Annotated in this window: 8 protein-coding genes, 2 pseudogenes and 2 riboswitches; of the genes and pseudogenes, 3 read left to right on the forward strand and 7 right to left on the reverse strand. The window is 43.0% G+C overall.

Annotation, left to right across the window (positions count from 1 at the left end; all coding sequences use genetic code 11):
- Positions 1 to 218 precede the first annotated feature (218 nt).
- The 3 genes and pseudogenes from AC623_RS13035 to AC623_RS13050 all read right to left on the reverse strand — a co-directional run.
- A pseudogene (locus tag AC623_RS13035) lies at positions 219 to 1985 on the reverse strand (vitamin B12-dependent ribonucleotide reductase); the annotation flags it as partial.
- A 317-nt stretch (positions 1986 to 2302) separates the two neighbouring features.
- A pseudogene (locus AC623_RS13040) lies at positions 2303 to 3097 on the reverse strand (ribonucleotide reductase N-terminal alpha domain-containing protein); the annotation flags it as partial.
- 317 nt (positions 3098 to 3414) lie between these two features.
- Positions 3415 to 4251 (reverse strand): lipoate--protein ligase family protein, encoded by an 837-nt coding sequence (locus tag AC623_RS13050; protein ID WP_049666606.1) that lies wholly within the window; start codon positions 4249 to 4251, stop codon positions 3415 to 3417.
- A gap of 211 nt (positions 4252 to 4462) precedes the next feature.
- Here AC623_RS13050 and AC623_RS13055 point away from each other — a divergent pair, with 211 nt between their 5' ends.
- Positions 4463 to 4783, forward strand: coding sequence for a rhodanese-like domain-containing protein (locus AC623_RS13055; protein ID WP_049666608.1), 321 nt, complete (start codon positions 4463 to 4465; stop codon positions 4781 to 4783).
- Positions 4784 to 4823: 40 nt separating this feature from the next.
- Here the strand turns inward: AC623_RS13055 and gcvPB are convergent, their stop codons facing one another.
- From gcvPB to gcvT, 3 genes are read right to left on the reverse strand one after another with little or no spacing between them, the layout of a single operon-like run.
- On the reverse strand, positions 4824 to 6296 hold the full coding sequence (gcvPB, locus tag AC623_RS13060) for an aminomethyl-transferring glycine dehydrogenase subunit GcvPB (RefSeq protein ID WP_049663145.1): 1473 nt from the start codon (positions 6294 to 6296) through the stop codon (positions 4824 to 4826).
- Positions 6289 to 7635 (reverse strand): aminomethyl-transferring glycine dehydrogenase subunit GcvPA, encoded by a 1347-nt coding sequence (gene gcvPA / locus AC623_RS13065; RefSeq protein WP_049663148.1) that lies wholly within the window; start codon positions 7633 to 7635, stop codon positions 6289 to 6291. Before gcvPA ends, gcvPB begins: the two co-directional genes overlap by 8 nt.
- Positions 7636 to 7656: 21 nt before the next feature.
- Positions 7657 to 8757 carry a glycine cleavage system aminomethyltransferase GcvT gene (gene gcvT / locus AC623_RS13070; protein ID WP_049663150.1) on the reverse strand — a complete coding sequence of 367 codons (1101 nt, stop codon included), beginning with the start codon at positions 8755 to 8757 and terminating at the stop codon, positions 7657 to 7659.
- 85 nt (positions 8758 to 8842) lie between these two features.
- Positions 8843 to 8923, reverse strand: a riboswitch (glycine riboswitch).
- A 3-nt stretch (positions 8924 to 8926) separates the two neighbouring features.
- A riboswitch (glycine riboswitch) is annotated at positions 8927 to 9017 on the reverse strand.
- Between the two features lie 158 nt (positions 9018 to 9175).
- Between gcvT and AC623_RS13075 the strand changes: the two genes are divergently transcribed.
- Positions 9176 to 10876, forward strand: a complete 1701-nt coding sequence (locus AC623_RS13075) for a DEAD/DEAH box helicase (protein ID WP_049663152.1) — start codon at positions 9176 to 9178, stop codon at positions 10874 to 10876.
- Complete coding sequence (locus AC623_RS13080) at positions 10848 to 11621, forward strand: YqhG family protein (protein ID WP_049663154.1); 774 nt, start codon at positions 10848 to 10850, stop codon at positions 11619 to 11621. Before AC623_RS13075 ends, AC623_RS13080 begins: the two co-directional genes overlap by 29 nt.
- 16 nt (positions 11622 to 11637) lie before the next feature.
- On the opposite strand, the gene AC623_RS21120 is transcribed toward AC623_RS13080, so the two are convergent.
- Positions 11638 to 11808 carry a YqzE family protein gene (locus tag AC623_RS21120; protein WP_176713600.1) on the reverse strand — a complete coding sequence of 57 codons (171 nt, stop codon included), beginning with the start codon at positions 11806 to 11808 and terminating at the stop codon, positions 11638 to 11640.
- Positions 11809 to 11817: the final 9 nt, after the last annotated feature.

Consider the following 11817-nt stretch of genomic DNA (forward strand, 5'->3'; position numbering starts at 1 on the left):
CCTCTCTTCCTTTCTTCTTATATGTGTAATCGGAGAAAGCTTGGCCTAGACGAAAATCTTACAAGTTCGAGGGAGATGAACTGTATTTTTCTCTGTGTCCGGGGAACGAATGCTATGTTTTTCACTTATGATCCACTCTAGAAAAGTTTGTACTAAAACTATAAAAAACAGCCCCCGGATTGACTTCCGGGAGCTGTTGTATGGGAAAGATTGACTTTTTACAGACCGCATTTAAGCTGAGCGCCACAGTTTGTGCATGTATTGCAGCCGCCCATTTCTTCTACTGTTCCTTTGCGGCAAACAGGACAAGTATTTCCTACTTCACTGCCGATCGTTACATTGGTCGAGCGGATTTCTTGAATCGTATCCACGAGCACGACATGGTTCTCATGTTCTTTCGGTTTTGATTCTTCTTGTTCATCAAAGCTATTTTCTTCTGCTTTTAATGTCAAGACCTGAGAGTCACGGCTGCCGTCTACATATACGGTGCCGCCTTTAGCGCCGCCTTTGTAAAGACGCTCGTACACTTTTTCTACTTGCTCCACTGTGTAGCCGCGCGGGGCATTCACTGTTTTCGAAATGGAGCTGTCGATCCAGCGCTGAATCACACACTGAACATCAGCATGCGCTTCAGGAGCGAGGCTCATCGCCGTTACAAACCATTCCGGTAAGTTGTCTGGATCTGCCTGTGGATGACGATCCAAATACTCTTTTACGATGTCTGCCTTCACTTCAATAAATTTCCCTAAACGTCCACTGCGGTAGTACGTGAAGGAGAAGTAAGGTTCTAAACCGGTAGATACTCCAACCATTGTTCCAGTGGATCCCGTTGGCGCAACAGTTAAGAGATGCGAGTTACGAATGCCGTTTTCAATAATAGACTCGCGAACATCTTCCGGCATTTTCTTCATATAACCTGTTTCGATGAATGCTTGGCGCAAACGATTGGTCTCTTCCTCTGTTTCTCCTTCAAGGAATGGGAAGCTGCCTTTTTCTTTTGCCAGTTCCACAGAAGCTCTGTAGGCTGTTGTCGCAATCGTTTCGAACACTTTGTCTACAAGCTCATTGCCTTCAGGCGAACCGTATTCTTTCTCACAGTAAATTAATAAGTCAGCAAGCCCCATTACACCAAGACCGACACGGCGTTCACCGAGTGCCTGCTTTTTATTTTCTTCCAGGAAGTAAGGCGTTGCATCAATCACATTATCCTGCATTCTTACCCCTGTACGGACTGTTTCTTTCAGCTTTTCAAAATTAACCGTCTTCGTTTCTTTGTCTGCCATTTCTGCCAGGTTAACAGCAGCCAAGTTACAAACAGAAAATGGTGCGAGAGGCTGCTCTCCACATGGGTTTGTCGCTACAACTTGCTGACCGTATGCTTTTGCATTGGTCATGTCATTCGCATTATCAATAAAGAAAATACCTGGTTCAGCGGAATATGTCGCACAAATATTGATCAAGTTCCACAATTCGCGCGCCTTGATCTTACGGTATGTACGCACGGCATGTCCTTGTTTTTCCCACTCGCGTACATCGCCGACTTTATGCCAGTTTTCGTTATAATAGGCCATCTCTTCTTTGCTATACGTTTCAACAGCTGGAAAACGCAATTCATAGTCTGCGTCTTTCTCGACCGCTTCCATGAACTCTTTCGTTAAGCAGATAGAAATATTAGCACCTGTTAAAAACTCAGGATTGTGAACCGTGTACGTTCCGCCTGTTCTTAATTTCTCTTCTGCTTCTTTAATAATTTCAGCGCTGAAGCCGCCGTAGCCCGGAATGTTTTTGTAATTGACCACTCCTTGATACATGGCTTCTTCGCGTTCAGTAAGCGGCTTGAAGTTCAGCTTGTCCTTCGCTGCTTTTTTGATTTGTTCATCTTCTGTATTTTCAAGCAAATAGCGTAAAATACGCGGATTTTGCATTTTTGAAATGATAAATTCTACGATATCTGGATGCCAGTCCGCTAGCATGATCATTTGGGCCAAGTTGTTGCATTGGTTCGTTACACCAACTCTCTAAGTCACCCTAGAGTTCAGACCATATCTTACACCCTACTGAGTGCCCTCGCACTTCGGAAGCACTTACTTCCTACTCTACTCCCTTCCACCTAAGGTGTGGTTTCGATGGTCGTTGAACCTTCTCCACTCTTCCGAGACAGGAGCTTGGCTGCTGATTGTCTTTTTCCACCTGCTGTTTTTGAGCGTTCACGTCTGCTGTTTCCAGCTGCGTTGTAGCCAACAGGTCATGTAAAGAGTTCCCAGCAATTCACGAGGTTTTTTTATAGACGAGGCACTTATTTACCACGTCTGGATCCACCCTGCTCAACAAGATGCGTTAATTTCGCAATGTCATCAAGCCAGGAAACCGATCCGGATGATTTTCCGTTGACGCCCTTAGCGAGCGTGTTGCGTGGGCGCAGGGTAGAACCGTTCGTCCCAACACCGCCGCCGCGGCTCATAATTTCCATCACTTGCTTGCGATGTTCAGAAATACCTTCGCGTGAATCAGGAACGAATGGCATAACGTAACAGTTAAAATACGTTACATCCGTCTGTGCTCCTGCTCCATAAAGAACGCGTCCCGCTGGAATAAAATTTAAGTTCACAAGCTCTTGATAAAATTTCTCGAACCACTCTTTACGCTTTTCTTCTGTTTTTTCTACAGAAGCGAGGCCTGTTGCGTTTCGTTTAGCAATTTGCTCGTAGTAAATTTCTAGAGGCTTTTCAATCACATCAAGAGGACGGCGGATAAGGCCTGTTTCTTGTTCTTTCGGATCATCCAATGCACCGCGGAATTCTTCATCCACAAGTACTTCGGCTTTTTTCTCCTGCCAGTCAATGCTGGTAATAAAACCAACACCTCTCGCTGGAAACTTCGGATCCTCTTTAATCGTTAACACAACAAAATCGCCTTCCGTTAACGTGACTTTCTCTGTGTCTTTAAACGAATAGCGGTCGATCATAACAAGACGTGAAACCCCTTTGTGAGTGATTTTCATATCAGGGGTGACAGGATGAACTTGAGGGAAGACGCTGATGTCTTTGTTCAATCTGTCAATGTTGAGGGACATATTCTTTTGTGACGCAACAGACATAATCACAGCTCCTTTTCTTCTACATATTTCACAGTCATTTAAACATTCTATACCCATGTATTCTGACTAAAAACTCAACAAACACAATATATTGTGTTTGTTTTTCTTGATACATTACTATATATTGAGTTAAAAACATTTTTTTGTCAAGCTGACAAACGACCGCCTTCCGATGTAAAAATGCGATCGAACTAGGGAAAACAACGATATTGCCAAAACAAGAAAATTTTTCGTGCTCGGCCCTCACGTAGCTTTCTTCTTTTTTCCGCAAAAAAAGAGAACAAGCCTAAAGGCTAGCTTCTCTTTCGCTTGATGATTTATCTTTTAAAATTCCATTCATCTGAAGCGTATTTTTCTTTCGCAAGCCGCTCAATATAGGCTAGTTCTTCTGCCGTAAATTCATACGGTTCAAGCTCAATTCCAAGACCTTCCTCAAACCCTTTTTTGAATGCTTCGCCCGCCATATCATAAGTCACTCTGTTTGGGCTAATGTCATTAATGGCGACGGCTTTATTTTTAAACGCCCGCTGCATTCTCTCTTTCACCCGTTCATTCGAGTATGTAAATAAACTGAACAGCTTGTCTTCATCTAGATCCAGCAAGATGGAGCCATGCTGCAAAATAACACCTTTTTGTCTCGTCTGGGCACTTCCTGCTACTTTTCGGCCTTCAACGACGAGTTCGTACCAGCTTGGCGCATCAAAACAGACAGACGACCGTGGGTTTTTCAAGCTGTCTTTCTCCTCTTCTGTCCGTGGTACTGCAAAATAAGCCTCTAGACTAAGGTGATGGAATCCTTTTAAGATTCCCTCAGATATCACTCTGTATGCCTCTGTCACCCCAGCTGGCATATTTGGATGCTCCTCCGTAACGATGACACTATACGTTAACTCATGTTCATGAAGCACGCCTCTACCGCCAGTTGGACGGCGGACAAAGCCAAGACCATGCCGTTTAACAGCCTCCAAATCAATTTCCTTTGTTGCTTTTTGAAAATACCCAATTGACAACGCTGCTGGTTCCCAGCCGTAGAAACGAATCACAGGCGGGATTTTCCCTTTGCTATGCCATTCTAATAGCGCCTCATCCATTGCCATATTGAATTCTGCCGTCTGCCGGCCGGAATCAACAAATCTCCAAATCTCTTTTTTCATGGTGATTGCCGCCTTTTTCATGATAAATTCACCCACTTAGTGTATCAAAAGCAGAGACAAAAACAAAGAGTTATCGCTCGTTTATTTCTTTTGATTCTTCCCGCAGCCACGTTTATAATAGAAATCAGTGCATGTTTACTAGGAAGGGGTGTATCCATTGCTTTATACAATAGCTGCCATTTTAGGCGCCATCATTCTGTATACTTTATATATGTATTTTTCCCAGAAAAAAGCGGTCAAGTCGCTCTCCCAGGAAGAGTTCATTAAAGGGTACCGCAAAGCTCAGCTCATTGATGTCCGTGAACCGAACGAATTTGAAGCGGGTCACATTTTAGGCGCGCGCAACATTCCGCTTACACAAATGAAAACGCGCATGAAGGAAATTCGTCCGGACAAGCCTGTGTATCTGTATTGCCAAAGCGGCCTGCGCAGCGGCAGAGCTGCTCAGACATTGTACAAAAAAGGCTACCGCGATTTATATCACTTACAAGGCGGGTTCAAAGGCTGGACTGGAAAAGTAAAAAGTAAGTAAAAAACTGCCTCCACCGAGGCAGTTTTTCTATTGTAAACATTTAAGCGTTCTGCAATTCCCGCTCGTAACGAAGAACTGGCTTACGAGCTGCTGCTGTTTCATCAAGACGGCCGATGACGGTTGTATGCGGCGCTTCTTGAACGATTTCTGGGTTAGCTTCTGCTTCCTTCGCAATTTGAATCATAACGTCGATGAAAGCATCTAGCGTTTCTTTTGACTCTGTTTCAGTCGGTTCGATCATAATACATTCTTCCACATTTAATGGGAAGTAAATTGTAGGTGGATGGAAACCGAAGTCTAACAGACGCTTAGCAATGTCAAGCGTACGCACCCCAAGCTTTTTCTGGCGTTTTCCGCTGAGTACAAATTCATGCTTACAATGACGGTTAAACGGCAGGTCAAAATAAGGAGCAAGTCTGCGCATCATATAGTTAGCGTTTAATACCGCATATTCTGTTACCGCTTTTAAGCCATCTGGGCCCATTGAGCGGATATACGTATAAGCGCGAACATTAATGCCAAAGTTTCCGTAAAACGGTTTTACGCGGCCAATGGACTGCGGGCGGTTATAATCGAAACGATAGACGCCTTCTTCTTTCACTAGAACCGGTTTTGGCAAGTAAGGAATTAAATCCTTCTTCACGCCGACTGGACCAGAACCCGGACCGCCGCCGCCGTGAGGACCCGTAAATGTTTTATGGAGATTTAAGTGAACCACATCAAATCCCATATCTCCAGGACGGGCTTTTGACATAACGGCATTTAAGTTGGCGCCGTCATAATACACCTTGCCGCCGACACCGTGAATGATTTCAGTGATTTCTAAAATATTTTCTTCAAATAAGCCAAGTGTATTTGGATTTGTCAGCATGAGCGCTGCAGTTGTCTCGTCCGCTACCCGTCTTAAATCTTCTAAATCTACTAAGCCGTCTTCCCCAGACTTCACCGTTACCGTTTCAAAACCGGCAACTGTAGCAGAGGCTGGGTTTGTACCGTGAGCAGAATCCGGTACAATTACTTTTGTACGATTAAAGTCCCCGTTTTCTTCATGGTAAGCACGAATCATCATTAATCCCGTCCACTCACCCTGAGCTCCTGCTGCTGGCTGCAGTGTCACTTCATCCATGCCTGTAATTTCTTTTAAATGCTCTTGAAGGTCGTACAATAGCTCCATTGCTCCTTGTACAGTTTCTTCTTGTTGAAGGGGATGCACATGAGCAAAACCTTCAAAACGAGCAACGTCTTCATTAATTTTCGGATTGTATTTCATCGTACAAGAACCAAGTGGATAAAATCCAGAATCCACACCATGGTTTCTATTTGATAGCGCTGTGTAATGACGCATAATATCAAGTTCAGAGACTTCCGGAAGTTCCGGCTCTTCCTCACGTAAATATCCTGCAGGCAAAAGGGCAGACAAATCTGCTTCTGGTACATCTAATTCAGGCAGACTATAGCCAATCCGCCCTGGTTGAGACAATTCGAAAATAAGCTCTTGGTCCTTCTTATTCATGGCTATCCCCCAATTCTTTTGCAAAAAGTTCAATTTCTTCTTTTGTCCGCAGTTCTGTCACAGCAACGAGCATGCAATTTTCAAGACCATCGTAAGTAAGACCAAGGTCATAACCGCCAATAATGCCTTTTTCAAGCAGCTTTTGGTTTACTTCTCTTACCGGTTTATTGAGGCGAATAACAAATTCATTAAATACAGGTCCCTCAAACAAGACTTCTACTCCATTTTGCTTTAACGTCTCTCTAGCAAAAAATGCTTTTTGCAAGTTTTGTGTCGCGATTTCACGCACACCTTTTTTACCTAAAGCTGTCATAGCTACACTGGCTGCAAGAGCGTTAAGTGCCTGATTGGAGCAAATGTTAGAAGTCGCTTTGTCACGACGGATATGCTGCTCGCGTGCTTGCAGCGTCAATACGAAGCCGCGTTGTCCTTGATCATCATGCGTCTGGCCAACGAGACGGCCTGGCACTTTACGCATCAGCTTTTTCGTTACTGCAAAGTATCCGCAGTGCGGTCCGCCAAATTGAGCCGGAATGCCAAATGGCTGAGCGTCACCGATCACAATATCAGCACCAAATTTTCCTGGAGGTGTCAGTGCACCAAGAGCAAGTGGATTAGAAGAAACAACAAACATGGCTTTTGCGTCATGAGCCGCTTTTTCTACTTCAGAAAGTGACTCAATCGCACCGAAGAAGTTAGGATATTGAACGATCACAGCTGCTGTATCGTTATCGACTAATTCATTTAGCTGATCAATGTCTGTTACTCCATTTTTGTGCGGGATTACCACTACTTCAATGTTTTGGCCTTTTGCGTAAGTCGCTAACACATCGCGTGACTCTGGATGAACCGTTTCTGATACGAGTACTTTCTTTCTTTTCGTCTGACCAGCGCTTAGCATAGCTGCTTCCGCCAACGCTGTGCCTCCGTCATACATAGAAGAGTTCGCTACATCCATACCCGTTAATTCGCAAATCATCGTTTGGAATTCAAAGATCGCTTGCAGTTCCCCTTGGGAAATTTCTGGCTGGTACGGTGTGTAAGCTGTGTAAAATTCTGAACGAGAAATAACGTGGTCTACAATAGACGGCGTATAGTGATCATATACACCTGCCCCTAAAAAGGAAGCATATTGTTTCGCATTGATGTTTTTAGCAGCCATTGCGCTTAATTCTTTTTTCAACGCTGGTTCTGCTTTTGCTTCTTTAATATTATATAATCCCTGAAAACGTACTTTTTCAGGAATGTCGGCAAATAATTCATCTACCGTTTGGACACCCACTGTTGCAAGCATTTCCTTTTTATCCGTTTCTGTCATCGGCAAGTAACGATGCTTCATTATATTCCCCTTCTCTCTTTCTTATTTTGAGCGTTTATAAAATGGTGGTTTTACCGTTTTAGCTGTTAATTTTTTGCCGCGGATTTCTACTTGCAGCTCTTGATCAGGTACAGCATACTCTGCTTTCACTAAAGCCAGACCAATATTTTTCTTTAACGTCGGTGATTGAGTACCGGTCGTTACATGACCCACTTCTTCTTCACCGGAAAAAACAAGATAGCCGTGACGCGGAATTCCCCGATCTATCATCTCAAGACCAATCAATTTCCGCTTCGGACCATTTTCTTTCTGCTCTTTCAACACGTCTAGGCCAATAAAGTCCTCTTTGTTTGTCTTTACTGCAAAACCTAAGCCTGCTTCAAGTGGTGAAATATCATCAGCTAGCTCCTGTCCATATAAAGCAAGGTTCGCTTCAAAGCGTAAGGTATCACGCGCACCGAGTCCGCATGGAAGAAGACCGTCTTCTTTGCCAGCCTCTAAAAGATCTTCCCATAGCTTAGGGGCATCTTCACTTCGGCTATAAATCTCAAAGCCATCTTCTCCTGTGTAACCAGTTCGTGATACGAGAGCTGGTATCCCGTTAATTCTAACTTCCTGCTTAAACTTAAAAGACTTAATCTCACTTAAATCCACATCAGCCACTAGCTTTTGCAAAATTCCTTCAGCAGCAGGACCTTGAATAGCGAGTTGTGCCCAGTCTTTTGATACGTTTTCAACTTCTATATTTCCTGCTTGATGCTTCTTCAGCCAATCAAAATCTTTATCTGTATTCGCTGCATTCACAACAAGTAGATAATCATCTTCAGCTAGCATGTAGACGAGCAAATCATCGACAGCTCCGCCTTTTTCATTACACATAATCGTATAGATTGCTTGATCTGGCTGGAGCTTTGACAAGTCGTTCGTCATCATTTTTTGTAGAAAGGCTAAGGAGTCTTTTCCCTTTACTGTAATTTCCCCCATATGAGAAACATCAAAAAGCCCTGCCTTTGTGCGGACAGCCTCATGTTCTTCTTTAATACTTGAAAATTGAACAGGCAGTTCCCATCCTCCAAAATCAATCGTTTTTGCTCCAGATCGCTGGTACGATTCAAACAATGGTGTGCGCTTTAATTCTCCCATTTCCCTACCCCTTTCATTGTCTTCCTGCGGTTCAGCCCATTATTTTTGCATAAAAAAAGACAAAGAACAGCTTTTACAAGTTGTTCTCTGTCCTTGAACCTGAAAGTTTAACCTGGTAAACAGGCTGTCTTCTTTGGTGGTTTCGTTAACGAAACGCTCTCCAGAGTCGCGTCCAGCAAGAGTTCTTTTGCCTGAGAGATTCACAAAAAGCTTGTTTGCTCCTTCGGCGCTGTATAAACAGTCTCTCCCCTCGCCTTCATTCGCTATATTTAGTTAATAAATGGGCATACTATGAACATCGGATTAGAGTAAATCAACAATATTCGCTTTTTTGCAAAATGACATAATATTTTGTTCACTTACATCCTACCATTAAAGGTAAGGTTTCGGCAACATATTTTATAAAGGAGTTTTTCAAATGGATGTGGAAATTTATTTCGATCATAGCTGGGAAGAGGAATTAGAAAAAAGACTCGAACAAGATGGGCCTTGGGGGAGCTGGCCGCTTTTCCAATCGACTATTAATATGGAAAGACGAATGATGGTCCCTGATTTTGAAGGATTGTTAGCTCCTAGCTTTCTGCCGGAACTTACGGCTCTTCCGCATCAGCTTGAAGCAGCTAGAAGAGTAGTGGAAGAAATGAATGGCAAAGCTATTTTAGCGGATGAAGTAGGACTCGGCAAAACAATCGAAGCTGGGCTAGTATTAAAAGAGTATTTGATTCGCGGCCTCGTGAAAAAAGTTTTAATCTTAGCTCCGGCTTCTCTCGTTTCTCAATGGGCCCATGAGTTAACTACTAAATTTTACATTCCTGCTATTGCCCAAAAGAAGTTTTATGCCTGGGATGAGCATGATATCGTCATTTCCTCGATCGATACAGCCAAACGAAGTCCGCACAAGGAAAAAATTTATGAACAAGACTATGACTTAGTTATTATTGATGAAGCTCATAAATTAAAAAACCATAAAACAAAAAACTATCAATTTGTCCGTCACTTAAAAAAGAAATTTTGCCTATTACTCACAGCGACACCTATTCAAAACCGGCTTGATGAAATGTTCCATCTCGTTTCGCTATTAAAGCCTGGTCATTTGGGAAGCGAAGGACAGTTTAGTGAGCAGTTTAAAAAAGGAGACCGGCAAGTACAAAACCATCACCATTTAATTAAGCTCATGAATAAAGTGATGATTCGTAACCGTCGGCAGGATACAGGTGTGGAGTGGACAGCCAGAAAAGTAGAATCCGTTAAAGTGACTTTCACAGAGGAAGAACGCTCGCTCTATCAAGCTCTTGAACAGCTCGTCCGCAGCCAGCCAGATGATGTACGGTCTGCTTTTTCCTTGCTTACTTTGCAGCGGGAAGCCTGCAGCAGCAAAGAAGCCGTCTTTTTCACCTTAAGAAACATGGCGAAGAAGCTGAATGGAAACCATCTTGATTTTCCAGAGAGTTTTCAAAACGCTTTGTCACATATACAGAACATTACGCACAACTCTAAAGCAGAAAAAGCACTTCAGCTCGTTCAATCGATTAATGACAAAGTAATTATTTTTACTGAATACCGGGCAACGCAGCTATATTTACAGTGGTTCTTTAAACAAAACGGGATTACATCCGTCCCCTTCCGCGGTGGGTTTAAACGCGGAAAGAAAGATTGGATGAAGCAGCTTTTCGAGAAGCAGGCTCAGATTCTAATCGCGACGGAAGCGGGCGGCGAAGGATTAAACCTACAATTTTGCCACCATGTCATTAATTTTGATCTTCCCTGGAATCCAATGCGACTTGAACAGCGGATCGGCCGTGTTCATCGATTCGGACAAACAAAAGATGTGTGCATTTATAACTTCAGCATTGAAGATACAATTGAAGACCGAATTCTGCAGCTGCTCTATGAAAAAATCCATCTATTTGAGCAGGCTGTCGGGCAACTAGATGATATTTTAGAGAGAATCGATCTTCCTAATATGCAGGAACATTTAGTGGATATTTTTCAGCACTCCAAAACAGAAGGAGAGCTGCACGTCAAAATGAAAAACCTTGAAGCGGCCATCGAATTAGCCAACGAGTGGAAAAAAGAGGAGGAGCGCTTTAGTGAAGAACGAAATTCATCTATTTCTTGAAGACTATTTTAAAGCCACTGAATGTACTTTTTTAGAGAAAACAGAAGGGTCACTTAGTGTCAAACTAACGCCTGCCATTGATAAAGAATTGATGAATCGGCCTTTTTATTGGCATTATGCCGAAAAAACTGGAATGAAAGCGGAGCCGCTTTCCGTAACCTTCATTACCGATCAAACCAAAATACCGGCTGATCTTGAAGGGGAATCTATCCACTTCGGCACCCCTCGTCTGCAACAGATTTTTCAATCGGCGAAAGAACATACCCGTTTTATCAGGCTCTACGAACAAAGAGCCACCGGTCATCGCCAGCCGCTTCATCCATGGCTTTTAATAAATGTAAAAGTATCCTATGAAGCCAATCATAAAAAAGATATCTTTTATTCACTTGGCCTCAATTTAATTAACGGAATGATTCAAGAAGAGTTCATGGACGTACTCAACCGTAAACAGCTCGTATCAAAAATCCCTGATTTTTCTTTTACCATTACTCCCTTAATTAAACCAAAAAGCGGCGTTAAGCGATTGCAGCGCTTTTTAACCTCCCAGCTTGAAAAAGAAAATCATCAATGGGCGGTAAAAGCACAAAAAGAATGGGAGGAAGACTCCCTCCTGCTTGATTCTTTTTATGAAGACGAAGAAAAACCTGAGGCTTATTTTATCGAAAAGGCGGCATTAGAAAAACAATATTCTCCAAAGATCGATGTGAATATTATTAATGGTGGGGTGATTTACTTGCATTCCTAAATAAAGCGCTGCGCCATCACTTTTTATAAAAGAGCTGGCGCAGCGCCCAAGGAAGCAAACCAAACCATCTAGAAGAAAAGGCCGCACGCCCAGCCCGTTTCTGGTAACGTTTTTCTCTTCTTACTTGCTTCGGTTCATTCCAATAACTAAGAAACGTTGCAATAAAATATTTTACGTATTCGTTCACAAACACCGC

Origin of the sequence: Bacillus sp. FJAT-27231 (assembly GCF_001183975.1) — a bacterium.
Classification (GTDB): Bacteria; Bacillota; Bacilli; order Bacillales; family Domibacillaceae; genus Pseudobacillus; species Pseudobacillus wudalianchiensis.

Excerpts from the sequence above, each read along its gene's own strand:
- AC623_RS13075 (WP_049663152.1), top strand. The coding sequence starts at position 9,176 with ATGGATGTGGAAATTTATTTCGATCATAGCTGGGAAGAGGAATTAGAA.
- AC623_RS13055 (WP_049666608.1), top strand. The coding sequence starts at position 4,463 with ATGTATTTTTCCCAGAAAAAAGCGGTCAAGTCGCTCTCCCAGGAAGAG.
- gcvPA (WP_049663148.1), bottom strand. The coding sequence starts at position 7,635 with ATGAAGCATCGTTACTTGCCGATGACAGAAACGGATAAAAAGGAAATG.
- gcvT (WP_049663150.1), bottom strand. The coding sequence starts at position 8,757 with ATGGGAGAATTAAAGCGCACACCATTGTTTGAATCGTACCAGCGATCT.
- gcvPB (WP_049663145.1), bottom strand. The coding sequence starts at position 6,296 with ATGAATAAGAAGGACCAAGAGCTTATTTTCGAATTGTCTCAACCAGGG.
- AC623_RS13050 (WP_049666606.1), bottom strand. The coding sequence starts at position 4,251 with ATGAAAAAAGAGATTTGGAGATTTGTTGATTCCGGCCGGCAGACGGCA.